General features: G+C 36.3%; 29 protein-coding genes. 21 read left to right on the top strand and 8 right to left on the bottom strand.

The genetic code is table 11. The features are described 5' to 3' along the window. Positions 1-133: 133 nt before the first annotated feature. Positions 134-634: a DoxX family protein gene (locus ACFQZ1_RS04050; RefSeq protein ID WP_377880812.1), complete on the top strand. Its 501-nt coding sequence runs from the start codon at positions 134-136 to the stop codon at positions 632-634. Between the two features lie 35 nt (positions 635-669). On the opposite strand, the gene ACFQZ1_RS04045 is transcribed toward ACFQZ1_RS04050, so the two are convergent. From ACFQZ1_RS04045 to ACFQZ1_RS04035, 3 genes are all read right to left on the bottom strand, one after another. After that, positions 670-1,116 (bottom strand): hypothetical protein, encoded by a 447-nt coding sequence (locus ACFQZ1_RS04045; protein ID WP_377880811.1) that lies wholly within the window; start codon positions 1,114-1,116, stop codon positions 670-672. A gap of 67 nt (positions 1,117-1,183) precedes the next feature. After that, a complete protein-coding gene (locus tag ACFQZ1_RS04040) occupies positions 1,184-2,062 on the bottom strand; it encodes an alpha/beta fold hydrolase (RefSeq protein ID WP_377880810.1) in 879 nt (292 codons plus the stop codon). Between the two features lie 15 nt (positions 2,063-2,077). After that, positions 2,078-2,917, bottom strand: coding sequence for a GNAT family N-acetyltransferase (locus tag ACFQZ1_RS04035; protein ID WP_377880809.1), 840 nt, complete (start codon positions 2,915-2,917; stop codon positions 2,078-2,080). Between the two features lie 273 nt (positions 2,918-3,190). Between ACFQZ1_RS04035 and ACFQZ1_RS04030 the strand changes: the two genes are divergently transcribed. Then, a complete protein-coding gene (locus tag ACFQZ1_RS04030; protein WP_377880808.1) occupies positions 3,191-4,576 on the top strand; it encodes an alkaline phosphatase in 1,386 nt (461 codons plus the stop codon). A gap of 63 nt (positions 4,577-4,639) precedes the next feature. Next, the gene (locus ACFQZ1_RS04025; RefSeq protein WP_377880807.1) at positions 4,640-5,119 is read left to right on the top strand and encodes a Cif family virulence factor; all 480 of its coding nucleotides are present in this window, start codon (positions 4,640-4,642) and stop codon (positions 5,117-5,119) included. Positions 5,120-5,149: 30 nt separating this feature from the next. On the opposite strand, the gene ACFQZ1_RS04020 is transcribed toward ACFQZ1_RS04025, so the two are convergent. After that, positions 5,150-5,800, bottom strand: a complete 651-nt coding sequence (locus ACFQZ1_RS04020; protein WP_377880806.1) for a GTP pyrophosphokinase — start codon at positions 5,798-5,800, stop codon at positions 5,150-5,152. Positions 5,801-6,298: 498 nt separating this feature from the next. Between ACFQZ1_RS04020 and rpmG the strand changes: the two genes are divergently transcribed. From rpmG to ACFQZ1_RS04000, 4 genes are all read left to right on the top strand, one after another. Then, entirely contained in the window at positions 6,299-6,448 is a 150-nt protein-coding gene (gene rpmG, locus ACFQZ1_RS04015; RefSeq protein WP_001265619.1) for a 50S ribosomal protein L33, read from the top strand. Positions 6,449-6,761: 313 nt separating this feature from the next. Continuing rightward, on the top strand, positions 6,762-7,391 hold the full coding sequence (locus ACFQZ1_RS04010) for a hypothetical protein (protein WP_377880804.1): 630 nt from the start codon (positions 6,762-6,764) through the stop codon (positions 7,389-7,391). A 250-nt stretch (positions 7,392-7,641) separates the two neighbouring features. Next, the gene (gene sigK / locus ACFQZ1_RS04005; protein ID WP_230574839.1) at positions 7,642-8,355 is read left to right on the top strand and encodes an RNA polymerase sporulation sigma factor SigK; all 714 of its coding nucleotides are present in this window, start codon (positions 7,642-7,644) and stop codon (positions 8,353-8,355) included. Between the two features lie 220 nt (positions 8,356-8,575). After that, positions 8,576-9,355, top strand: a complete 780-nt coding sequence (locus tag ACFQZ1_RS04000; protein WP_377880803.1) for a phosphatidylserine decarboxylase — start codon at positions 8,576-8,578, stop codon at positions 9,353-9,355. Between the two features lie 347 nt (positions 9,356-9,702). Here the strand turns inward: ACFQZ1_RS04000 and sda are convergent, their stop codons facing one another. Then, a complete protein-coding gene (gene sda / locus ACFQZ1_RS03995) occupies positions 9,703-9,858 on the bottom strand; it encodes a sporulation histidine kinase inhibitor Sda (protein ID WP_139207688.1) in 156 nt (51 codons plus the stop codon). Positions 9,859-10,135: 277 nt separating this feature from the next. On the opposite strand from sda, the gene ACFQZ1_RS03990 reads away from it, so the two are divergent. From ACFQZ1_RS03990 to ACFQZ1_RS03955, 8 genes are all read left to right on the top strand, one after another. After that, a complete protein-coding gene (locus ACFQZ1_RS03990) occupies positions 10,136-10,648 on the top strand; it encodes a YqeG family HAD IIIA-type phosphatase (protein WP_377880802.1) in 513 nt (170 codons plus the stop codon). Between the two features lie 3 nt (positions 10,649-10,651). Beyond that, positions 10,652-11,758 (top strand): ribosome biogenesis GTPase YqeH, encoded by a 1,107-nt coding sequence (gene yqeH / locus ACFQZ1_RS03985; protein WP_377880801.1) that lies wholly within the window; start codon positions 10,652-10,654, stop codon positions 11,756-11,758. A 14-nt stretch (positions 11,759-11,772) separates the two neighbouring features. After that, the gene (gene aroE, locus ACFQZ1_RS03980) at positions 11,773-12,606 is read left to right on the top strand and encodes a shikimate dehydrogenase (RefSeq protein WP_377880800.1); all 834 of its coding nucleotides are present in this window, start codon (positions 11,773-11,775) and stop codon (positions 12,604-12,606) included. 4 nt (positions 12,607-12,610) lie between these two features. Next, positions 12,611-12,910 (top strand): ribosome assembly RNA-binding protein YhbY, encoded by a 300-nt coding sequence (gene yhbY / locus ACFQZ1_RS03975; RefSeq protein ID WP_377880799.1) that lies wholly within the window; start codon positions 12,611-12,613, stop codon positions 12,908-12,910. Positions 12,911-13,045: 135 nt separating this feature from the next. Then, on the top strand, positions 13,046-13,615 hold the full coding sequence (locus ACFQZ1_RS03970; protein WP_377880798.1) for a nicotinate-nucleotide adenylyltransferase: 570 nt from the start codon (positions 13,046-13,048) through the stop codon (positions 13,613-13,615). After that, positions 13,605-14,174, top strand: coding sequence for a bis(5'-nucleosyl)-tetraphosphatase (symmetrical) YqeK (gene yqeK / locus ACFQZ1_RS03965; RefSeq protein ID WP_377880797.1), 570 nt, complete (start codon positions 13,605-13,607; stop codon positions 14,172-14,174). Before ACFQZ1_RS03970 ends, yqeK begins: the two co-directional genes overlap by 11 nt. Continuing rightward, positions 14,171-14,527 carry a ribosome silencing factor gene (gene rsfS, locus ACFQZ1_RS03960; RefSeq protein WP_253630441.1) on the top strand — a complete coding sequence of 119 codons (357 nt, stop codon included), beginning with the start codon at positions 14,171-14,173 and terminating at the stop codon, positions 14,525-14,527. The genes yqeK and rsfS overlap by 4 nt, the downstream gene beginning before the upstream one ends. After that, complete coding sequence (locus ACFQZ1_RS03955) at positions 14,524-15,273, top strand: class I SAM-dependent DNA methyltransferase (RefSeq protein ID WP_377880796.1); 750 nt, start codon at positions 14,524-14,526, stop codon at positions 15,271-15,273. The genes rsfS and ACFQZ1_RS03955 overlap by 4 nt, the downstream gene beginning before the upstream one ends. A gap of 105 nt (positions 15,274-15,378) precedes the next feature. On the opposite strand, the gene comER is transcribed toward ACFQZ1_RS03955, so the two are convergent. Beyond that, positions 15,379-16,203 carry a late competence protein ComER gene (comER, locus tag ACFQZ1_RS03950; RefSeq protein ID WP_377880795.1) on the bottom strand — a complete coding sequence of 275 codons (825 nt, stop codon included), beginning with the start codon at positions 16,201-16,203 and terminating at the stop codon, positions 15,379-15,381. Positions 16,204-16,285: 82 nt separating this feature from the next. On the opposite strand from comER, the gene ACFQZ1_RS03945 reads away from it, so the two are divergent. From ACFQZ1_RS03945 to ACFQZ1_RS03935, 3 genes are all read left to right on the top strand, one after another. Beyond that, positions 16,286-16,885 carry a helix-hairpin-helix domain-containing protein gene (locus ACFQZ1_RS03945; RefSeq protein WP_377881043.1) on the top strand — a complete coding sequence of 200 codons (600 nt, stop codon included), beginning with the start codon at positions 16,286-16,288 and terminating at the stop codon, positions 16,883-16,885. A gap of 63 nt (positions 16,886-16,948) precedes the next feature. After that, positions 16,949-17,506 carry a ComE operon protein 2 gene (locus tag ACFQZ1_RS03940; protein ID WP_377880794.1) on the top strand — a complete coding sequence of 186 codons (558 nt, stop codon included), beginning with the start codon at positions 16,949-16,951 and terminating at the stop codon, positions 17,504-17,506. Positions 17,507-17,525: 19 nt separating this feature from the next. Further along, positions 17,526-19,883 (top strand): DNA internalization-related competence protein ComEC/Rec2, encoded by a 2,358-nt coding sequence (locus ACFQZ1_RS03935; RefSeq protein WP_377881042.1) that lies wholly within the window; start codon positions 17,526-17,528, stop codon positions 19,881-19,883. Here the strand turns inward: ACFQZ1_RS03935 and ACFQZ1_RS03930 are convergent. After that, a complete protein-coding gene (locus ACFQZ1_RS03930; protein WP_098307876.1) occupies positions 19,870-20,004 on the bottom strand; it encodes a YqzM family protein in 135 nt (44 codons plus the stop codon). The genes ACFQZ1_RS03935 and ACFQZ1_RS03930 overlap by 14 nt on opposite strands. Positions 20,005-20,425: 421 nt before the next feature. On the opposite strand from ACFQZ1_RS03930, the gene holA reads away from it, so the two are divergent. Beyond that, positions 20,426-21,439: a DNA polymerase III subunit delta gene (gene holA / locus ACFQZ1_RS03925; protein WP_377880793.1), complete on the top strand. Its 1,014-nt coding sequence runs from the start codon at positions 20,426-20,428 to the stop codon at positions 21,437-21,439. A gap of 84 nt (positions 21,440-21,523) precedes the next feature. On the opposite strand, the gene rpsT is transcribed toward holA, so the two are convergent. Next, entirely contained in the window at positions 21,524-21,781 is a 258-nt protein-coding gene (gene rpsT, locus ACFQZ1_RS03920; protein ID WP_098307872.1) for a 30S ribosomal protein S20, read from the bottom strand. Positions 21,782-21,963: 182 nt separating this feature from the next. Here rpsT and gpr point away from each other — a divergent pair, with 182 nt between their 5' ends. Further along, positions 21,964-23,067, top strand: coding sequence for a GPR endopeptidase (gene gpr, locus ACFQZ1_RS03915; RefSeq protein ID WP_377880792.1), 1,104 nt, complete (start codon positions 21,964-21,966; stop codon positions 23,065-23,067). Positions 23,068-23,088: 21 nt separating this feature from the next. Continuing rightward, positions 23,089-23,430: a YqxA family protein gene (locus ACFQZ1_RS03910; RefSeq protein ID WP_377880791.1), complete on the top strand. Its 342-nt coding sequence runs from the start codon at positions 23,089-23,091 to the stop codon at positions 23,428-23,430. Positions 23,431-23,585 lie beyond the last annotated feature (155 nt).

Below are 23,585 nucleotides of genomic sequence, written 5' to 3'. Positions count from 1 at the left end.
TGGCTATATAACGTACGTTTGAAGTATTTTGTGTAAATTGATAAAAAGCAATCATAATGAATGAAACGAAAACCGGTTACGAATGTTGTTGTATTCATGTAATTTATTTAATTACAAAAATCAGGAGGAATGTATGGTTATTCAGTTTTTAAGAGAGAACAAAGCAGTTTCCTTTTTACTAGCAGCAGTGCGTATTTATATTGGATATACGTGGCTTATGGCAGGGGTGAAAAAACTAACAGGTGGTGGATTTGACGCAACAGGTTTTTTAAAAGGCGCAATTGAACAAGCATCAGGAGCTCATCCAGCAGTGCAATCATGGTGGGCATCCTTTTTAAAAGAAGTAGCAATTCCAAATGTAGAGCTATTTAATTTTTTAGTTACATGGGGAGAAATTTTAGTTGGAGTAGGGTTAATTGTTGGGTGTTTAACGAAAACAGCTGTATTTTTTGGTCTTGTAATGAACTTTTCCTATATGTTTAGTGGGTCAACGGGTGTGAATCCACAATTAGTAATCTTGTCTATGTTGATTTTAGTTTCAGGTTATAATGCTGGCAAATTTGGTGTAGATGGACTTATTTTATCAAAAATTTTCAATAAAAAATCACGCAATTATAAAAATCAAGCCGCTTAGCGTATAAAAGGGTATCTCATCATGAGATACCCTTTTTAACGAATTTGAGGTGATTTTGCTATAAATAAACTAAGCATGAGCATCGTAATTGCTGATAGAAAGAAAATCGGGATTCCTAAAAAGGCTGCACCGAAACAAGATTCATCATTTGGGAGGCTCATAAAATAGCCGAAAAAAATAAGATTGGGAATCACGCCGATTATACCAATAATAAACATATTCCAAATCGGTTTTTGTGTAACACATTGGCGGTACTTCTGTAATAATCGAATCCATAATATAAAGTAACCGATCCCTGATAGGAGTAAGAAGAGTACTACAATCGGGCCAAATAGAAGAGTAAAACTACTTTTTATTTCAATGAAACTAAATATCCAAACAAGCCCGATTAATAGAGCACCTGATCCAAGCATATAGCATAAGTTATAAATGCTTAAATACAACCCATTTTTATATGAATTATCTTTATTCGGTCTGAGCAATACATCTCCTCCTTTCTCCCCCGATTGTATCGTAGGTTTTCTTTTGTTAGGGATTTTTTGTAAAAAATTACGACTTAGTAGGATACTTCTTAAAAAACTCATCAACATACTGCATAAACTCTTTCGGCTGTTGACGAAACGGTGCATGTTCGCCTTCTTCGATAATATGAAGTGTACTATTTTTTAAGAATTGATGATACGTTTCGCCATTTTTCCAAGAAACGCTTTTATCATTTCTTCCCCAGATAATTAATGTTGGCACTTTGATTTCATCAGCATTGATACGTAAACGGCGCGGCCTCATTTTACTTAATTCTGTATAATGTTCCGTATCTTCACGTTTATACTTTACTTCATTCTTACGATATTCTTTCGGAGTAGAGACAGTACTCAAATCATTTGATAAATTTGGTTTTGGAGATCCTTTCTCATGCTGCAAAGATTCAACTCCTGTTGCATCCGCTAAAATAAGGTGGCTTACTGCATTCGGATATAAGTATGCTAAGTTTAAAGAGATTTCTCCGCCCATTGAGTGCCCTAATATCGCGAATGTATCATATCCTAATTTTTTCATTAATTTATAATATAAGTTTGCTTGATTTGGAAATGAATAGTGAAAATCCATCGGTTTAGAAGAATGACCGAAACCTAAAATGTCGACAGCGATAATGGTATGATTTTTTGCTAACTCGGGATAAATATCGCTAAATCCATTTGATGAACCTCCGAAGCCATGAAGCATAAGTAAAGGTGGTTTATTTTTACCAATTTGTTTGAAGTAAATGGTTTGTCCATCAATTTCAATCATTTTTTCGTTCGTCTCTAGTTTTGTTGCAATTGTTTCTTTTATTTGTGTTGCTTTTTTTGTTTCCTTCTCAATTGTGCTGCAGCTTGTTAACGTTGTGAGAACAAAGCAGCTGAGCATGTAGAGCTTCCATCGTTTCAAAGTGTTTTCTCCTTTCTAGCATAATGCTGCATCCATCATAGCAAATATGAAATCTCGTTTACCAGGAAGATTCTCTTCGTTTTTTATCATGAGAGGAGAAAGCAGCGTTTCTTTAAACTCAAATGATAGCAGTTTGTCCCTAAAGCTTTTTTGTGAATGAGGAACATCGATACGAATAGCTCCATCCCATTGATTACATATGGATAGTAGTAAATGCATGGCATTCTCTTCATTATTAGCAATAAGGGGAGTAACACATACGGTATCTCCTTTTCGTATACATAGCGCAAAGGCCTCTAGTCTATCATTTTTTTCTATTTTTAATGCAAGGTATGCTCTATTTAAAAGTATTGAATATAGCTCGGGACGATAAGCGCCGCTTGCTATGAAATCGAGTTGAATGAGTGTATTAAGATCTTGACTCGTGATTTGACTAGTAGAAAAGGAGTTGTTTTTTGTTGCCGTGCGATTTCGTTCTAATCGATGAATAGAAGTAATTGTGTTAAATCCATATGTATGATATAACGGCATACCAGCATCTGTTGCAATGAGAGTAAAAGGTTGTAATTGCGGAGCGTTTTTTATACTAGTGTCTAGCAAAGAGCGTGCTAATCCTCTTCGTTGAAAATCTGGATGAACAATAAGCATACCAATAGAAGTAAATCCTGTTTTATATGGAAAAACAGCGATACAAGAGATAAGCTTACCTTCGTTATCATGGCCAAACAAGGTACCGATAGTAAAGAAGGTTTCAAATTGTTCTTTCATAGATGAAACGTTATGTAACCAACCTACTGCATCACAAAGAGATAGAAGCTGTGAGATATCAGAGGTACTTAGTGTTTTTACTTGCATATATTACACTCCTCGTGTTTTTTTAGTAGATACATTTTATCATGGGAAATCAAAATATTGCGTCCTATTGTGCATTAAGGAGAGAGAGGATTTACAAACGTGCTGAATTTAGAAGGGTCATATACGTCAATAAGTAAAACGACAAAGAAATACAGCTTGCAACAACATTCACCTTAAATTAACAAAATATTTACATATTTCCAATTTTCTCTTAACAGTTTTCTATTACATTTGGTAGTGGGGATAGAAATAAGCATTTAGGGGGATTTATAGATGAAAAAAATTATGAAGAAAGCTTGGCCGTTTGCAGTTGTTTCATCGTTAGCACTTACTTCAATTGTAACATGGAATGTTACGCGTTCAGATGTCATTAAAGCAGATGAAAAAGAAGACAATGCAAAGATTAAAAATGTGATTGTCTTAATCGGAGATGGTATGGGCCCTTCTTATATGACAGCGCATCGTTATATGAAGGATAACCCAAAAACATTTGAAATGGAGCAAACCGAATTTGATAAGCATCTCGTAGGAACACAGGTTACATATCCAGAAGATGAGCATCAAAATATTACAGACTCAGCTTCTGCGGCAACTGCAATGTCAGCAGGGGTTAAAACATATAATGCAGCTATAGCAGTGGACAATGATAAATCAAAGGTAAAAACAGTATTAGAGCAAGCGAAAGAACGCGGAAAATCTACAGGTTTAGTTGCAACTTCTGAGATTACACATGCAACGCCAGCTGCGTTTGGAGCACATAACATTGATCGGAAAAATATGGATCAAATTGCTGATGATTATTTTAACGAGAAAATTAATGGGAAACATAAAGTTGACGTTCTCCTTGGGGGAGGATTAAAGAATTTTGATCGAAAAGATCGCAAACTTACAGAAGAATTTAAAAAAGATGGTTATAGTCTTGTAACGGATCGTCAGCAATTATTAAATGATAAAAATGACCAAATTCTTGGATTATTTGCGCCTGGTGGTCTTGATAAAATGATTGACCGCAATGACAGCACACCTTCTTTAGAAGACATGACAAATGCAGCGATTAATCGCTTAAATAAAAACAAAAATGGTTTCTTCTTAATGGTAGAAGGCAGCCAAATTGACTGGGCTGGTCATGATAATGACGTTGTTGCAGCGATGAGTGAAATGGAAGACTTTGAAAGAGCGTTTAAAGCAGCAATTGAATTTGCGAAAAAGGATAAGCACACGTTAGTAGTGGCAACGGCTGATCATTCTACTGGTGGTCTGTCTCTTGGAGCAAACGGAGTATATAATTTTGATGTGAGTCCAATTAAAGCAGCAAAACGTACACCTGACTTTATGGCAGCTGAAATTGCTAAAGGTGCAAACGTTGAAGAAACATTGAAAAAGTATATTGATTTACAATTAACACCTGAAGAAATTAAATCTGTGAATGATGCTGCAACGTCAAAAGATGTAACAACGATTGATAATGCAATTGAAGCGATCATTAATAAACGCTCTTACACAGGTTGGACAACTGGTGGCCATACTGGTGAAGATGTTGGTGTATATGCATTTGGACCAGGAAAATACTTATTTGCTGGGGTTCAAGAAAATACAAACTTAGCAAAACGTGTGTTTGATATTATTGGCGGCGGCGACCCAAATAAAGGTAGACGCTAATATGAAGAAAAAGCGGGGCTTCTTTGCCTTGCTTTTTTCTTTTTGATTTTGGAGGGTAGATATATGAAACGATTTTTAAAGAGATTAGGGATTTTAGGAATAATAAGTTTTCAATTATGTGGATGTAGCTCACAAGAAAAAGCGCAAAAAGACACAACGAAAAAGGAAGAAACGATTCATAAAGAAGGAAAAAATAAAAAGATTACAAAGTCTATACCTGAGGAAGAACAACAAGCGATTAAAAAGTTAATAGAGTCCTATATTCAAACAATAAATGAAAAAAACTTTGAAGGGCATATGGCACTTTTTTCAACGAATTCATTAGGATTAGAAGATACAAAAGCACAAAAAGAAGCAGAATTTAAAAATAAGAATAAAAAAATCGAACTTTTGGATTTTAGTGTAAGAAATTTTGAAGGAGAGTATGCTGTGGTAGAAACGAAAGAGAAAGAAGAATCTGCTGAAAAGAAAGTTCGTTACACCGTAGGAAAAGAAGATGGTGTATGGAAGATAGAAGAAGTACGTGTGATTGAGAAGGAATAAAAAGAAGTTCTCTACAATCGAGAACTTCTTTTACACAGGTAATAAAATGCGCTCTGAACATGATTCAATTTCATCAATATCTTGACGGATGGATGCCATCTTATTGTCAAGTTCTTCAGCTTTCATAGCGGCATCATGTAATTCCTGCTTTAAATATTCAGGGATATTTCCTTCATATTTATAATACATTTTATGTTCTAAACTTGCCCAAAAATCCATTGCTAACGTTCGTAATTGAATTTCTGCAAAAACATCTTGTGTTCCTGAATTTAATACTAATGGATACTTAATAATCATGTGGAGACTTTTATAGCCATTTGGTTTTGGCGTTGCAATATAATCTTTAACTTCTATGATCTCCATATCTGTTCGTTTTTCTATCAAATTTTTCAAATAGTAAATATCTTCCACGAAACAACATGTAATTCGAATACCGATAATATCGAATAAATGTTGTTGGGCATTTTCGACAGTTGGTACTAAGTTTTTTCGTTCCAACTTTTTAATAATACTTTTTGGTTGTTTTAATCGTGTTTTTATATGTTCAAACGGGTTGTAGTCTTCTAGAAACTGAGCTTCCCGGTTCATAATTTCAAATTTTGTTTTCAGTTCTTCAAGAGCAAATGTATAAGGTAATACAAATGCTTTCCAATAATCAACTGTTGTTTGGTTAAATTCCATTATATACACACCTTTTTCTTATTTGGAAAGTAAGGTTGCTTAAACTAAATACCAAATCATATAAGCAAACGCTGCCACAGATGAAATCATAAAGCGATAGCGTGTTTTCATTACATGTTCCTCCTTCCCCACATAGTGTTTATTGTATGATATAACTATGTACATTTTCTATATTAATTGATTGATGTGAATTCCGTATGAACAAATTGTTTCAGTTTTTTGTCTTTTTTATACCGTTTACAAAATACCTTGAGTTCGAGGTATGTTACTTTCTTTGTATAAGCTTCTATATCATTTCAGTTTTAATGATTGCAAAGGGAAAAGTAATGAAATTATAATTCAGCCATATGGATATTATTTAAGAAGAAAGAATCAGTTTTTTAAATTAAGGAGTTTTTTTATTATAGAATTGACAAAGTAAATGGCAAAGTTTATGATATAAATCGTAATGATTACGTTTTGTTTTTGCGAAATGAATTTTCTAGGAGGTGTAAACTTATGCGTGTAAATATTACGTTAGCTTGTACAGAATGTGGTGATCGCAATTATATTACAAAGAAAAATAAACGAAACAACCCAGAGCGTATTGAACTAAAAAAATATTGTCCGCGATTAAAGCGAGTAACATTACATCGTGAAACGAAGTAAACGACTAGAGATCCTAGTCGTTTTTTGTTATTTGTAGTGATATCGAGTGAATTTTATCCCGCTATTCTTGGGTAGTAAGACACCCACACTGATGGAAATTTCACTTTATGATGATATAAATGAATTTATAGTTGTATGTAAAGATAGAAAATTGGTAATTTTTACCTTTCTGTAATAACATGTTGTGTCAATCCAGTATGAAGCTGAGATACATACGGAGATTTGTTAGAAAAACGTGGACAAGGATACAAGCAAAAGGAGTTCTATTCCATATATTTATAGTATATTTCAATAGAAAGGAGTTTATTTATTTTTGCCCCCAAAAGATCAAAAATTTTTCCATTCGTATGAGTTCCCTGCTCCTATTGGAGGAGCTCAAAGACCACAAAAATCGCATGTATTTACAACAGGACCTATATTAAAAAATCCCAATACTGAGATTGTAGTTGTTACGCTTTTGAATGAGGATTTTTACGAATCTCAAATGGTCACTGTGTCCGTGTTAGATTGGAAAAATACGTCGTATCCTACAGAGTTTGCTAAGTCTGGATTTCTATGCGGACAAGCTATCAACCCATATTTAATGACACAAGGGGTTCAACCGCAGCAAACTAATACCGTTCCTCCTAACAATGGCCAATCGGTTCTTACACCTCTTACATGTACGATTCCGCCACGCGGTCTTCTTGTGATTCATGCATCTCCACCACAATCTGTACATCTGCCAAGTTCTTGCTACGAAGTGATTGTTACTCTTTCGTCTAATTTTACTCACCCACCTGCTCCTATCAGACGTGTCATCGTCAATACATTTGGGATTAATGCCGCAGGTGTGCCACAAGAGGGAAATACCGTCTTGCATAATCAGTTGATACCTAGTCATATAACTTCACCTGTTCCTTTCTCTCCAATAGCTCCTATAACTCCACCTCCTACCCTATAAGGATCAGAAACAGAATCTAGGATTAGGAGATGAAGTAAGAATAGCAGCATAAATTGCAATCATTTTTACGCCAACATCAATCCCCTTCAATAAGTAATTTGAAGGGGACTTTAAATGTATGATGAAAAGGTTTTGATTTGATAACGGACTTTGAAAAAGACAAGAATTGATATTTGCGTTGTACAGACACAAACAATCACTCGCCCACATACATATAGGAAAGACCACTATTTTTGCGGAGGTGAAGAGGTTGAGTCTGTTCGCCGCAATTGGGTATATGATTCGCGAAGTTTTTATTTTCGTATCGTATGTCAAAAATAACGCATTTCCACAGCCATTGTCACCTGATGAGGAGAGAAAGTACTTAGAGCTTATGGAGCAAGGAGATGCGCATGCAAGAAATCTCCTCATCGAACATAATTTACGTCTTGTGGCACATATTGTGAAGAAATTTGAAAATACAGGAGAAGATGCAGAAGATTTAATTTCCATCGGTACGATTGGTTTAATTAAAGCGATTGAAAGCTATTCGCAAGGAAAAGGAACAAAATTGGCAACGTATGCCGCTCGCTGCATTGAAAATGAAATTTTAATGCACTTACGCGTATTGAAGAAAACAAAAAAAGATGTTTCTCTTCATGATCCAATCGGGCAAGATAAGGAAGGGAATGAAATTTCTTTAATAGATATTTTAAAGTCAGAATCAGAAGATGTGATTGATACCATTCAACTCAGTATGGAGCTTGAGAAAATTAAAGAGTATATCGACATATTAGATGAACGGGAAAAAGAAGTAATTGTAAACCGATTTGGTCTTGGCATGGAGAAAGAGAAAACGCAGAGGGAGATTGCGAAAGCACTTGGTATATCGCGGAGTTATGTATCACGCATTGAGAAGAGGGCATTAATGAAGATGTTTCATGAATTTGTTCGTGCAGAAAAAGAGAAGAAGGGGAAATCTTAAAGGTGGAAAGTGCCTGATTTTATTCGAAAGCAGGCACTTTCCTTTTTTGATAAAATGAAACTCCTTTGATAAATCTATGTTCACGGTTGAAAATGATGGGTTCTATCTGTAATATTAAAAGGTGCTAATAATTTATGATATAGAAACAAAAATAGGAAAAACTACATTTAATAGTCTTATTACAAATTTATATATCATAGTAGGTAGGGGGTTTCGCAGTTTGCGACGTACGTTATATCGATTATTAATTGAACTTACAAATGGTCGTTTTACGTCCTATGTATTGCGTAAATTTGCACAGTCGCGTTTAAGCTCAATTATTGTTCCGTCTTATGCAAAAGTGTTTCACATTAGGCAAGATGAGATGGAGAAGGATTTAAAAGAGTACGGAACGCTTCATGAATTATTTACGCGTAAATTAAAACAGGGAAAACGGTCGATTGATACAGAAGTATCTAGCATTGTGAGTCCGGTTGATGGTGTTTTTGCAGGTCACGGTCCTATTGATCAGGCAAAAATGTTTGAAATTAAAGGGAAACAATATTCTATTGTAGATATGCTTGGTACGGAAGAACGAGCAGTACGCTACGCAGGTGGTACATATATGGTTATTTATTTAAGTCCAAGCCATTATCACCGTATTCATAGTCCGCTTTCAGGCACCGTAACAGAACGTTTTGTACTTGGAAGGAAATCATATCCTGTTAATGCAGCAGGTATGAAATATGGAAAAGATACGTTATCCAAAAACTATCGCTCTGTAACTGAAGTAGAGAGTGAAGGAGAGCGAATGGCTCTTGTTAAAGTAGGCGCAATGTTTGTTAATAGTATTGAACTGCTACATGAGAAAGAAGTCATTCAAAAAGGTGAAGAGATGGCTTACTTTACATTTGGCTCTACAGTCGTTCTATTATTTGAAAAAGATATGATTGAAGTAGTTCAATCATTAACTAGTGGACAAGAGGTTCGTGTTGGTGAAAAAATCGCAACTCGATTATAAAAGAAGCAGCTTTTACATAGCTCGTTTCACTTTATAATAAAGTGAAACTTCCGTCAGTGGGGGGGGCTTCATCCTCCCAGTAACGGTTAGTTGAACCAATTGGGCGCATGCCAGCAGTTATCCTCCCCCTATCTTCTTTGCTTCTCCCTGAATTTTGAGGTGGGGTCTTACTGTCCGCAAATAGCGGGATAAAAGAGCCGTCTTATAGATGGCTCTTTTTACAGGTGAAGTATTATCTGTTTTGTACTGACTGGATTACCTTAATATGCAGAGCATATTAAGGTAATCCAGTCAACTAATCATAAGCGGGTAAAAGGTCATCTATGGAAGTATTACTGTATATGTACTTAAGACGATTTCAAAAGCTTGTCCTCTAGTGAGCGTCTAATGATTTCTTGTTTAATAAGTAAAATGAAGTCAGGATTTAATTTTAATTCTTTTGCTTTATAATAAGACTCAGTGAGTAATTCAGTAGATAACTGTTCCATATGTTTCGCCGTCAAGGCGGTTCACCTCCTGCGAAAAAGGTAAATTTGTCTCATTTAATGTACCAAAAATTGTCTTATGTCACAATCTGTTGGTTATCCACATCCCATCGTGGATAAGATGTGTAATAATTGTTGGTAATTTTAGAATTGACTGAAAATTAAATGCGGAAATTGTGTACAAGTTTATCCACAGGTATGCAATCGAAAAATGCTGTCGAAAAATTTTATCTAACTTTAACGGACAGCAGCCGTTAGTTGAACTTTACAAAACTCCTCAAAGAGGTGAAAGAGATTGAGTTTATTTTTACCAAATGAATACGTAAAGAATGTGTATCATATTCAACCTGAAGAATTGAATAACCGAGGTATAAAAGGGATTATTACTGATTTAGATAATACCTTGATTGAATGGGATCGTCCGAATGCGACGCCGCAATTGGAAGAATGGTTTGCAAAAATGAAGGAACACGGCATTCAAGTGACAGTTGTTTCGAATAATAACGAACAACGTGTAAAAGATTTCGCTGATCCACTTGGTATTCCGTTTATTCATAGTGCACGTAAGCCGCTTGTTCGTGCTTTTAAACGAGCGCTAACGAAAATGAATCTGCGTGCTGAAGAAGTAGTTGTAATTGGAGATCAATTATTAACAGATGTGCTTGGAGGTAATCGTGTTGGACTTCACACAATTTTAGTTGTTCCAGTTGCGCAAACAGATGGATTTATGACTCGTTTTAATCGGAAAATTGAGCGTAGAATTATGCATAATATGAAGAAAAAAGGTTTAATTAATTGGGAGGAATAAAGCTTGACTGAGACGTTTAAATGTATTGGATGCGGAGTTGCAATCCAAACAGAAAATAAAAATGAAGTTGGTTATGCGCCAGCTTCTTCGTTAGAGAAAGAACATATCATTTGTCAGCGTTGTTTTCGTTTAAAGCATTACAATGAGATTCAAGATGTGTCATTAACAGATGATGATTTTTTACGCATTTTAAATGGAATTGGACAATCTGATGCATTAGTTGTTAAGATTGTTGATATTTTTGATTTTAATGGAAGTTGGCTACCTGGTTTACACCGTTTTGTTGGAAATAATAAAGTACTTCTTGTGGGCAATAAAGCGGACTTGATTCCAAAGTCTGTAAAACCAGAAAAACTAACACATTGGATGCGTTATAGTGCAAAACAACTCGGGCTAAAGCCAGAAGATGTTTTCTTAATTAGTGCAGCGAAAGGTCAAGGTATTGATGAGCTTGCAAGTGCAATTGAACAATATCGTGATGGAAAAGATGTTTATGTTGTTGGATGTACAAACGTTGGGAAATCAACATTTATTAACCGTATCATTAAAGAGTTTAGTGATGAAACAGAAAATGTTATTACGACATCACATTTTCCTGGCACAACGCTGGACTTAATCGATATTCCATTAGATGAAAATTCATCTTTATATGATACACCAGGTATTATTAATCATCATCAAATGGCGCATTACGTTGGAAAGCAAAGCTTAAAAATAATTACTCCAACAAAAGAAATTAAGCCAATGGTATTTCAGCTTAATGAAGAACAAACGTTATTCTTTGGTGGATTAGCACGATTTGATTATATAAGCGGTGGTCGTCGTTCGTTTACTTGTCATTTATCCAATCGTCTTACAATTCATCGCACGAAGCTTGAAAAAGCAGATGCATTGTATGAAAAACATGCTGGAGAATTATTAAATCCGCCAACACCAGAAGAACTTGAGAACATGCCAGAGCTTGTAAAATATGAGTTTACAATTCATGAACCGAAAACTGATGTTGTATTTTCAGGTTTAGGATGGGTAACAGTGAATGAAGCTGGCGCAAAAATTGCAGCGCATGTACCAAAAGGAGTTAGCGTTTCATTACGTAAATCTTTAATCTAAAGTGGTGAGGACTTGTGAAACAATTATATGGCGTAATTGGAAATCCAATTGGACATTCTTTATCACCGCTCATGCATAATGATGCATTTATACATTTAGAGATGGATGCGCATTATCACGCTTTTCTCGTTCAAGAAAGTGAGTTAAGTGAAGCGGTGAAAGGATTGAAGGCACTTGGAGTTGTTGGTTTTAATGTGACAACTCCGCACAAGGTTTCTATTATGCAGCATTTAGATAAAATTGATCCGTTGGCAGAACAAATCGGTGCGGTGAATACAGTACTTCATAAAGAAGGAAAATTAATTGGTTATAATACAGATGGAATAGGGTATGTTCGTTCATTGCAATCTATTTGTAAAGAGCCCTTAATAAACAAACGTATTTTGCTGCTCGGAGCTGGGGGCGCATGTCGTGCGATTTATTATTCGCTTGCAGATGCGGGTGTAAAAGAGGTTGACATTGCGAATCGAACAGTAGAAAAAGCAGAGCAGCTTATTGCTGGTTGTGAAAGTGAAGTCGTGTCTTCAGCGCTTTCAATAGAAGAAGCAACAGACAAACAAGCACTGTACGATATTATCATCCATACAACGACAGTAGGTATGCATCCGCACGTAGAAGATACGCCGATGTGTATTCGTGATTTGAAAAAAGGAAGCATTGTTTCTGATATTATTTATAATCCGTTTGAAACGAAATTGTTGCAAGATGCGAAGGCGCATGGAGCAATTGTACAAAATGGCATTGATATGTTTGTATTTCAAGGAGCGCTTGCATTTGAAATTTGGACGGGACGCTTACCTGATATAGAACGAATGAAACAAATAGTAATGAAAAAGCTTGGAGGCTAAATACATGTTAACAGGAAAACAAAAAAGATTTTTACGTGCTGAGGCACATCACTTAACACCAATTTTTCAGGTTGGTAAAGGTGGAGTAAATGAAAATATGGTAAAGCAAATTGCAGAAGCGCTAGAAGTGCGTGAGCTAATGAAAATTAGTGTACTGCAAAACTGTGAATTTGACCGTCATGAAGTAGCAGAAGAGCTTGCAAAGGGTGCAAAAGCAGAGCTTGTACAGGTAATCGGAAACACAATCGTCTTATATAAAGAATCAAAAGAAAATAAACGTATTGTGTTACCAAAAACAAAGTAACGATCTTAGGAAATCTGATTCCAGTGACAGTTCGTTGAACCAATCGGGTTCTTATAGATATCTTGCTTTTTTGACGTATTGGAAGTTTTAGGCGAGATCTATTGTCTGTAAGAACAAGGTAAAGGGGCGTTTTCTTTGAAGAGAATCGGGATTATTGGCGGGACATTTGACCCGCCTCATAATGGACATTTGTTAATTGCAAATGAAGTGTATGATGCATTGCAACTTGATGAGGTCTGGTTTCTACCGAATCAAATCCCCCCACATAAACGAGATAGGGAAGTTACAAGTGTACGTAATCGTTTAGAAATGATCCATTTAGCAATCGAACAAGAAATGCACTTCTCTGTTTGTTTAGCAGAGCTTGAACGAGAAGGCCCATCTTACACATATGACACTATGTTACAATTGACAAAGGAGCATCCAGACGTACAATTCCATTTTATTATTGGCGGAGATATGGTTGAATACTTACCAAAATGGTATAACATCGATGAATTATTGAAGCTCGTTACGTTTGTCGGCGTTGCTCGTCCTGGTTATACACTTTCTACTCCTTATAAAATTGTAAAGGTGGAGATTCCAGAATTCGCTGTTTCTTCATCACTTTTACGTGAACGTTTTACAAAGAAGAGGACATGCAAATATTTGCTTCCAAAAGAGGTACAGGAATACATTGAGAGGAATGGGCTATATGGATCGTAAGCGAGCACTTGAAATTGTGAAACAACAAATGCATGAAAAGCGTTATATTCATACAATTGGTGTTATGGAAACGGCTATTGAACTCGCAAAGCAATATGGTGTTGACGAGAAAAAAGCCGAGATGGCAGCGATTTTTCATGATTATGCAAAGTGTAGACCGATTTCAGAAATGGAAGAAATTATTAAGCAAGAAAATTTACCAAAAGACTTGTTGTATTATAATAAAGAATTATGGCATGCACCAGTTGGGGCATATTTAGTAGAAAAAGAAGTCGGTATTACAGATGCTGACATATTACAAGCTATTACGTATCATACGAGTGGACATGAACAAATGACAATGCTTGATAAAGTGATTTACGTGGCAGATTATATTGAACCTGGCCGCAAGTTTCCTGGCGTTGAAGAAGCGAGAAAGCTGGCGCGAGAAGATATTAATCAAGCGTTATTATATGCTTTAAAGCATACAATACAATTTTTAATGGAAAAGAACCAAGCGATCTATCCATTAACATTTCAAACGTATAATGCAGTCATTAAGGAGGACGTTACTAAATGAAAGATAGAGAATTATTAGTATTGGCAGCACGAGCAGCTGATGATAAAAGAGCAGAAGATATTGTTGTTTTAAATATGCAAGGGATTTCCCCACTTGCGGATTATTTTGTGATCTGCCATGGTAACTCCGATAAACAAGTGCAAGCAATCGCTCGCGAAATTAAAGAGCAAGCACATGAAGTGCACATTGATGTAAAGCGCATGGAAGGCTTTGAAGAAGCGCGTTGGGTGTTAGTTGACCTTGGAGATGTTGTTGTACACGTATTCCATAAAGATGAACGTGACTATTATAACTTAGAACGTCTTTGGGGCGATGTACCGCGAGAAGATATCGCAGAAGAGTTAGGTCAATGAGATACGAACAATTTGCATTATTGTATGATGAGCTAATGAATGATGTCCCATATGAAAAATGGGTGGAATTTACAGAACAAAGCTTAGAGCAAATTGGTAGAACAGGTGCAAAAATTCTTGATGTAGCTTGTGGGACAGGTAATGTTACATTGCCACTTGTGAAAAAAAGGTATGATGTAACGGGAGTAGACTTATCAGAAGAAATGTTAACAATCGCTCAGCAAAAGTTATGTGAAGAAGGTCATTTTATTCCTTTTTATCAACAAGATATGCGCGAGTTGGATATTCCAGGTGAGTTTGACTGCGTGACGATTTTTTGTGATTCGTTAAATTATGTATTGCAAGAAGAAGGTGTTCAAGAAACGTTTCGACGTGTCTATCATCATTTGCATCAAGATGGTTTATTTTTATTTGATGTTCATTCTTTTTATAAAATTCATCATGTATTTCAAAATGAAACGTATACAGTTAATGAAGAAGAAATTTCTCTCATTTGGAACTGCTTCCCTGGTGAAGAACCAAACAGCGTTGAGCATGATTTAACATTTTTTGTGCGAGATGAAGAGGAGGATGTGTATCATCGATTTGATGAGTTGCATATGCAGCGTACATATTCTGTTGAAGAACTGACAAAATGGCTTGAAGAAGCTGGTTTTACGGTTCTTCGCGTAACGGGTGACTTCGAAAGAACTGAGGTAACAGAACAAACAGAGCGTATTTTCTTTGTCGCTAAAAAGAATGCATAGTAAAAAAGCAACCGTATGAATGGTTGCTTTTTTACTTATAAAGGTAGACTGCAAAAAATAAAGCATTTATGAAGGAATATAGTAGTTTTTGTCGTAAGAGATATATTAATGCTTATTAAATTGCTGTTCCACATGTTCAATATCCTCTTCATACTTCTCATGTGTTCGTTTTAACACCTTGTTAAACATATCTCCAACATGTTCTTCTAAAACGCGAATCCCTTCTCCTGTTATACCGCCTTTTACACACACTTTCTCCTGCAAAGTCGGCAAGGTGAAAATTTGTTTTTCTAACAGTTTTCCCATCCCGATAATCATTTCGCTCGTTAAAATAGTAGCTTCTTCACGTGTAATATTTGTTTCTTCTACAGTAGCATCAATAAAACGCTGTAATAAATAGCTGAAAAATGCCGGGCCGCAGCTTGCGATATCGGATGCCACTCTTGTGATATTTTCTTCAATGACAACAGGTTTAGAGATTTTTTGAACCAATTTTAATAACAACGTTTTCCATTCTTGTGAACAGTTTTTTCCGAATGTACATAAGGAAACACCAGCTAATGCGCGATTTGTAATACTTGGGATAATACGAGCAACATGGCAGGATACAATCGTTTCTAATTGTACGGTAGATATGGGGCTTGTAATTGAAACTAGGCATTTGTCATTTGTAAGAATAGAAGCATGCTTTGTCAAAATAGGATATATATCGAATGGTTTTACGCAAATAAAAATCAGCTCAGAGCGTTCAATCACTTCTTGAATTGTTTTTGCTATATGAATAGAAGGATACTTCTCTTTTATATGATATGCTTTTGCGAAAGTACGATTAATGATAGTAAGACACGAAGGTTTGACAGCCCGGGCTTCGATACATGCATCAATGAGTATATTCCCCATATTCCCTGTTCCTATTATTCCTATGTTCAATGTTTCATCCCCTCCTTCGTAACATCTTTCTCCTAAACAATATGAAGTTTATTTTGAATTTATGAATTAGAGGTGCAAAATGATGATAATGAATTTGCCAAGAAAGTGGCTCGTTTTGTTTGTAGCAATTGGTATTGTTGGCATTTTATTTGTATGGCAAACAAAAAATTGGCAAGAACAACCGGCAGTGAATGTGGAAGCGAGTTCTAAGACAGAAGAGAGGAAAGAAAAAATAAATGTAACGGACTCTAAATTACAATCGAAAGCGATTATGGTTGATATGAAAGGAGCTGTGCAGCGTGAAGGAGTATATGAATTACAGAGCGGAGCGCGGGTGAAAGATGCTATTGAAAAGGCAGGAGGGTTTTTAGCAGAGGCGGATGTAACAAAGGTAAATTTAGCGCAGCTTGTGCAAGATCAAATGGTGGTTTATGTACCCAAAAAAGGAGAGCAAGTTACTACTGTGAATGGATCTTCCTTGCAGGAAGGGAAAATACAAATTAATACAGCGACAAAGGAGCAACTTGAAAAAATATCTGGTATTGGTCCTAGAAAGGCAGAAAATATTATGAAGTATCGCGAGCAGCACGGTCCGTTTCAAAAAGTAGAAGATTTATTGGAGGTTGATGGGATTGGTGAAAAATCGCTGGAAAAAATAAAAGATGAAATAATTGTTCCGTAAATGATTGACGACTTTTTTCTTATTTCGTTAAACTGTAAGAAGATTAAAAAGTAGGTGAAGATAATGGAACGAGTTTCTTGGGATCAATATTTTATGACACAAAGTCATTTGCTATCATTGCGCAGCACGTGTACAAGGCTTGCGGTTGGAGCGACAATTGTGCGGGATAAACGAATTATTGCTGGTGGTTATAACGGATCGATTGCCGGAGGTGTGCATTGTATAGATGAAGGGTGTTATGTGATTGATAATCATTGTGTGCGCACGATTCATGCAGAAATGAACGCATTGCTGCAATGTGCGAAATTTGGTGCGAAAACAGATGGTGCAGAAATTTATGTTACACATTTTCCATGTTTACATTGCTGTAAAGCGATTATTCAAAGTGGGATCACGGCAGTGTATTATGCACAAGATTATAAAAATCATCCGTATGCACTTGAATTATTTGAGCAGGCAAATGTAAGGATAAAGCATGTTCCTCCTGCGTTTGACGTAACAACATTAGAAGAGCAACAGAAAATACAGGAGTTAAAAAAACTCTTATCTTCGTTAGAAGCTGACGAAATGACGTTGGAACAGTTGCAACAAGTATTACTGCAGGCAAAAAATATGTTATAAACCGTGAGGTGAGTACATGTTGCGTGGGCAATGGAGTTATGTTGCAATCTCAGTTATCTTTGGGATTGCAACAGCTTACTCCTCTTCTCCTATTGTTCCTTTTCTTATATTCGGCTGCTATTGTTTAGTTTGTTTTTTTCGTACCTCTCTTCCAATACTCTCCTTGATTGTCTTTGTATTTGCTCTTACGTATGTGTATGCAATCTACGTAGACACACAAAATAAGTCTATGTTCCCTTTTCGTGAAACAGACCTAACAGGTACAATTCAAAGTACACCGCTTGTAAATGGAAATCGTCTTTCTTTTCAGTTAGGAATGGAAAGTGGTGAAACAGTTCAGTTGTTTTACAAAATTCCGTCTCGTAAATTAAAGGAAGAATTGAAGCAATTGCACCCCGGTATGGTGTGTGCGTTTACTGGTGCTATGAAAGAGCCGCCACTCCCTCGGAATTTTTATGCGTTTAATTATAAGGATTATTTATATAAACAGCATATTCATGCTCTTTTTGAAGCAGAAATAATCTCAAATTGTGTGCAAAAAGATATTTCGTTTGTTCATTGGTTGTTTTCGATGCGACAAGCAGCAGTTTCTTATATAGGAGAGACTTTTTCCGGACAGTCAGCAGCCTTTATGAATGCTTTATTGTTTGGTGATCGCCAATATATGACGTTTGAGGTAGAGGAACAGTATCAACAGTTTGGTCTTGTGCATTTGTTGGCGATATCAGGATCGCATATTGTGCTATTAACTGCGATATGTTATTTTGTATTACTTCGAATTGGTATGACACGTGAAAGTACGACGATGCTACTACTCGTTTGTATTCCACTGTATATGTTTTGTGCAGGGGCCTCGCCATCTGTTGTGCGAGCATCTATAGCAGCTGTTATTATACTCGGAGCGCTTACGCAAGCAATCCGAGTATCAGGGATAGATGCTTTAAGTATGACGTTGATAATTATGCTTTTTTATGACCCGTATGTACTATTTGACATTGGATTTCAGTTTTCATTCGTAGGAAGTTTTTCTCTTCTATTATCTTCGTCACGGCTTCTAGCTAGTGAAAATGGTATAGTGAAAAATTCCATATATCTTTCAGTTATTTCCCAGCTAACGAGTACGCCTATTTTACTGTATCATTTCGGCTATTTTTCCCCTTACAGTATTCTCCTCAATATGATATATGTCCCGTTTTTATCTTTATTTGTCTTACCTGTGTGTCTTGTACTTCTTATATGTATGATATTTTCCCCAATTGTGTCGCAGTGGTTAGCTCACATATTGTCCCTATGTATACATGTTTCGAATGCCATGCTTCAAATGTGCGAAGCTTTACCTTTTGTGCGTCTTACCTTTGGACAAACATCGCTATTTATCATTGTACTATATTGTATGAGTATTGTAAGTGTTCTTTTATCATGGGAGGGGCTTATTTGGAGAAAATATCGCATGTTGTTTCTATCGAGTTTTTTTCTGCTTAGTATATGTCATTATGCCTTTCCGTATTTGGATGCAAACGGAAGTATTACTTATATTGATGTCGGACAAGGAGACGCTATTTTGATTCGTCTCCCATACAATCAAGGAACGTATTTAATCGATACGGGAGGGACACTTCCAGTAAAGAAGGAAGAATGGCAGCAGAAAAAACATGAATTTTCTGTTGGTCATGACATCCTCATTCCATTTTTACAAAAAGAAGGTGTGCGGGTGATTGATAAATTAATTGTGACACATGGAGATATGGATCATATGGGAGCAGCCAAAGAGGTAATGCAATCCATTACTGTGAAAGAGGTTGTGTTAGGGAAGAAAGTGAAATTCTCCTTACCTGAACAACAAATAAAGCAGCTTGCTGTGCAAAAGAACGTGCCCGTTCGAGTTGTAGAAAGAGGAGACAGTTGGACGGCTGGAGGAACGGTGTTTTCGGTATTATCCCCAGGAGGAGAAGAAAAAGAAGATAATGATCAATCTATTGTGATTTGGACAAAAATAGGGGAACTAACGTGGTTATTCACAGGTGATTTAGAAGAAATAGGTGAGAGGCGCCTCATACAATGGTATCCAGAGCTGCATGCAGATGTTTTAAAAGTTGGGCATCATGGTAGTAAAACATCATCCTCACAGCAATTTTTGGATATTTTGCAGCCGAAAACAGCTGTTATTTCTGTCGGAGAGAATAATCGCTATGGGCATCCGCATATTGAAGTGTTAGAGCGTTTAAGGGAACGGGGTATTGAAATGTGGAGAACGGATGAGCAAGGAGCAATTTCTTATGTTTTTCAAGGGGATACGGGAACGTTTCGCAGTAAGTTAACATATGATGAAACACAGAAAAAAAGAAGACTGCCACATGCAGTCTTTAAGAACCGATAAATTTAATGACTGTTGCGATAATAAATAATGTGGTAAAAAATCCAAATGAAACTATAAAGCCTACCCCTGAATCAGTAGCGTCATTACGCTTACTTTGAACGTTTTTTTCAAATTCATTCATCTTTGAATCCCTCCCAACATTCCATTTTAGTATAAAATATTGTCAGAAAAAAATCTACAATTTATCCTGTTATTCGTGGGCAATAAAAATTTTCAACTTAAGATTGTGAGAGAGTTGGGAAAACGGCCCGTAAAAGCTCGATTTGTTCAACTAGCCATCAGTAGAAAACACTCTCCATTGGTAGAATTTTCACTTTATCAATGCTTTTCCAAGTGTGCTAACAGTTGTCATTCATAGTTGGTAAGGCAGGTGCAAACAATAAGACCAAGATGATCACCGCTACAAAATAAGATTCCCGGGGTTTATTTTGTAGCGTTTTATATAGATCAAGGAACGGGTAGCTGCCTGTTCCTTTGCACTTGTAAAACGGTAGCTGTCACATTACTATAAGTATATAAAGTGTTAGGGAGTAGGAAGTTACATGAGTGATGTACATAAAAAAATAAAGAAAAAACAATTTTCTACGTTATATTTGTTATATGGAACAGAGGTATATTTTATAAATGAAACGCTTCAGCTTTTGACATCAGAGGCCTTACCTGAAGAAGATCGTGAGTTCAACGTTGTTACATATGACTTAGAAGAAGCGTATTTAGAAGAAGTAGTTGAGGATGCAAAGACACTTCCTTTTTTTGGAGAACGTAAAATCATCATTGTGAAATCACCGTTATTTTTAACATCGCAAAAAGCAAAAATTGAGCAAAACGTAAAAGTGTTAGAGGAATATATTGCTGAACCTTCACCATTTTCTATTCTCGTATTTATCGCTCCGTTTGAAAAATTGGATGAGCGTAAAAAAATTACAAAGCTCTTGAAAAAAACAGCAGATGTGGTAGAAGCAAATGCAATGCAAGTGCAAGATGTGCGGAAATGGATTGTAATCCGTGCAGAAGAAGTGCATATTCATATAGAGGAAGGGGCAGTTAGTTTACTACTAGAGCTTGTTGGAAGCAATGTAACGATGCTTGCGCAAGAAATGGATAAGCTCACATTATATGTCGGGATCGACGGTGAGATTACTACAAGTCTGGTAGCAGAACTTGTTCCGAAGTCTGTTGAACAAAATGTGTTCGCTTTAACAGAAAAGGTGATAAAAAAAGATATTGCAGGTGCAATGCGTATTTTAGAAGGATTATTTACACAGCAAGAAGAGCCGATTAAATTGCTTGCGCTTCTTGTAGGTCAGTTTCGTTTGTTGTATCAAGTGAAAGAACTTCAGCAGCGTGGTTATGGGCAAAATCAAATTGCATCGCATATTGGTGTGCATCCGTATCGCGTAAAATTGGCTATGAATCAAACTAATTTCTTCTCGTTTGAAGCGTTAAAGCGAGTGATTCACGAACTTGCTGAAGCAGATTATAATATGAAAACAGGAAGAATGGATAAACGACTTGTGTTAGAATTTTTTCTAATGCGTTTAAATCATATTGGATAGTGGGAAAATGTTCATGTAGACAATTACATGAACATTTTTTTTTGAAAATAAAAAACGACCCAGATGGATCGTTTTTTTAAACGCTTACGCGTTTACTTGTTTCGCTAAGCGAGATTTTTGACGAGCTGCAACGTTTTGGTGGATAAGACCTTTACGAGCTGCTTTGTCAAGTTTTTTAGAAGCTACTTTGTATGCTTCTTTTGCTGTTTCAAGATCGTTATTGTTAACTAAAGCTTCTACAGTTTTAACAGCTGTACGCATGTCAGATTTGATAGAAGCGTTATGTGCACGACGCTCTTCGCTAAGTTTAGCGCGTTTGATAGCAGATTTAATGTTTGCCATATATTTCACCTCCCTGGTGCGATCGAGTGACTCGATACTTACATAGAACAAGTGATATTCTATCAAACGGAGAAGAGAATTGCAATAGTGAGATCGATGAAATTTCAATATAGGAAAAGAATGACTAAAAATAATTTGGGGAATTCTAATGAATATTTATTATAAGTAGTGGAGGAGATTGTATGCGTGAACCGCTTGATTTAAGTAAATACGCGATAAGAACAGATCTTGCAGTAGAAGCTCATCAAATGCTGCAAGAGCAGCAAGAAGAAAAATCTGCGATTCAAGGTGTAATTGTAAAAGAGCGCGAAGAAGACGGGATTACAATTACGAAGGTGACGATTGATGAAAGTGCTGTTGAGGCGATGGGAAAGAAACCGGGGAACTATTTAACCTTAGAAGTGCAAGGGATTCGTCAGCAAGACACAGAGTTACAACAAAAAGTAGAGAATATTTTTGCGAAAGAATTCTCCTACTTCATGGAGGAAATTGGGATAGATAAGGAAGCTAGCTGTTTAATTGTTGGTCTTGGTAACTGGAATGTAACACCGGATGCATTAGGGCCAATTGTTGTAGAGAATGTACTTGTCACACGCCATTTATTTAAGTTGCAGCCGGAAAGTGTCGAGAAAGGTTTTCGTCCTGTTAGTGCGATTAGACCGGGAGTTATGGGTATTACAGGTATTGAAACGAGCGATATGATTTATGGAGTCATTGAAAAGACGAAGCCAGACTTTGTGATTGCAATTGATGCGCTTGCCGCTCGATCTATTGAACGAGTAAATAGTACGATTCAAATTTCGGATACTGGTATTCACCCCGGTTCTGGCGTTGGGAATAAACGAAAAGAGTTAAGTAAAGATACGCTAGGTATACCAGTTATTGCAATTGGTGTTCCAACTGTTGTAGATGCGGTTTCAATTACAAGTGATACAATTGATTTCATTTTAAAACATTTTGGGCGTGAGATGCGCGAGGGCGGAAAGCCATCCCGTTCTTTACTTCCGGCAGGCTTTACATTCGGTGAGAAGAAAAAGCTTACAGAAGAAGATATGCCGGATGAAAAAAGCCGCAATATGTTTTTGGGAGCTGTTGGTACGCTTGAGGAAGAAGAGAAGCGAAAGTTAATTTATGAAGTGTTAGCACCGCTAGGACACAATTTAATGGTAACACCAAAAGAAGTGGATGCGTTTATTGAAGATATGGCCAATCTCCTTGCGAGTGGTTTGAATGCAGCGCTTCATCATCAAGTTGATCAAGATAATACAGGGGCATACACGCATTGATTGTAAAAGGAGAAATAAGAATTGGGGCAGTTTACACGCAAATGTGTCCTTCTCGTTATTAGTTTATTTCTTATAACATTAGCAGGTATGCAAGTTGCTAATAGTGGGTTAAAACGAATGAAAGGCTATAACAATCCAACATATGAGCAGATTGCTCACATAACAGGAACAGACCACGGTGATGTAGAAACAACAATTCTTGGAGAGACATTTTCCATTAAGAAAAAACAAAAACAACTAGAAGAATTAAAAAGTTTTAATATGTTAGAGAGTATGGGAAGAGGATTGACTTCATTGGTGCAAAATGTAGTTCGCAGCATAACATATACCATTGTTGACAAAATAAAAGGTGCATTTCATTGATTTGAAGCGTACGAAAGCAGCTATCTTACTTAAGAGTAGGGTAGCTTTTCTTCATGATAGAAAAGGTTTGTCTATTGTTTACGGATTGCATATGATAAAAGTAAGAGTACTTGCTTATAACGCTGCACCAGTTTTCATTGAATCTTTGTCCTTGT

The sequence above is a fragment of the Bacillus sp. CGMCC 1.60114 genome (assembly GCF_042676365.1).
GTDB lineage: Bacteria > Bacillota > Bacilli > Bacillales > Bacillaceae_G > Bacillus_A > Bacillus_A rhizoplanae_A.
This window is presented reverse-complemented; position numbering and strand designations above follow the sequence as displayed.

Bases quoted from the DNA above. Each gene is read 5' to 3' on its own strand.
- ACFQZ1_RS04050 (WP_377880812.1), top strand. From the start codon at position 134: ATGGTTATTCAGTTTTTAAGAGAGAACAAAGCAGTTTCCTTTTTACTA.
- ACFQZ1_RS04035 (WP_377880809.1), bottom strand. From the start codon at position 2,917: ATGCAAGTAAAAACACTAAGTACCTCTGATATCTCACAGCTTCTATCT.
- ACFQZ1_RS04030 (WP_377880808.1), top strand. From the start codon at position 3,191: ATGAAAAAAATTATGAAGAAAGCTTGGCCGTTTGCAGTTGTTTCATCG.
- ACFQZ1_RS04025 (WP_377880807.1), top strand. From the start codon at position 4,640: ATGAAACGATTTTTAAAGAGATTAGGGATTTTAGGAATAATAAGTTTT.
- ACFQZ1_RS04020 (WP_377880806.1), bottom strand. From the start codon at position 5,800: ATGGAATTTAACCAAACAACAGTTGATTATTGGAAAGCATTTGTATTA.
- rpmG (WP_001265619.1), top strand. From the start codon at position 6,299: ATGCGTGTAAATATTACGTTAGCTTGTACAGAATGTGGTGATCGCAAT.
- yhbY (WP_377880799.1), top strand. From the start codon at position 12,611: ATGTTAACAGGAAAACAAAAAAGATTTTTACGTGCTGAGGCACATCAC.
- yqeK (WP_377880797.1), top strand. From the start codon at position 13,605: ATGGATCGTAAGCGAGCACTTGAAATTGTGAAACAACAAATGCATGAA.
- rsfS (WP_253630441.1), top strand. From the start codon at position 14,171: ATGAAAGATAGAGAATTATTAGTATTGGCAGCACGAGCAGCTGATGAT.
- ACFQZ1_RS03955 (WP_377880796.1), top strand. From the start codon at position 14,524: ATGAGATACGAACAATTTGCATTATTGTATGATGAGCTAATGAATGAT.
- ACFQZ1_RS03945 (WP_377881043.1), top strand. From the start codon at position 16,286: ATGATAATGAATTTGCCAAGAAAGTGGCTCGTTTTGTTTGTAGCAATT.
- ACFQZ1_RS03940 (WP_377880794.1), top strand. From the start codon at position 16,949: ATGGAACGAGTTTCTTGGGATCAATATTTTATGACACAAAGTCATTTG.
- ACFQZ1_RS03930 (WP_098307876.1), bottom strand. From the start codon at position 20,004: ATGAATGAATTTGAAAAAAACGTTCAAAGTAAGCGTAATGACGCTACT.
- holA (WP_377880793.1), top strand. From the start codon at position 20,426: ATGAGTGATGTACATAAAAAAATAAAGAAAAAACAATTTTCTACGTTA.
- rpsT (WP_098307872.1), bottom strand. From the start codon at position 21,781: ATGGCAAACATTAAATCTGCTATCAAACGCGCTAAACTTAGCGAAGAG.
- gpr (WP_377880792.1), top strand. From the start codon at position 21,964: ATGCGTGAACCGCTTGATTTAAGTAAATACGCGATAAGAACAGATCTT.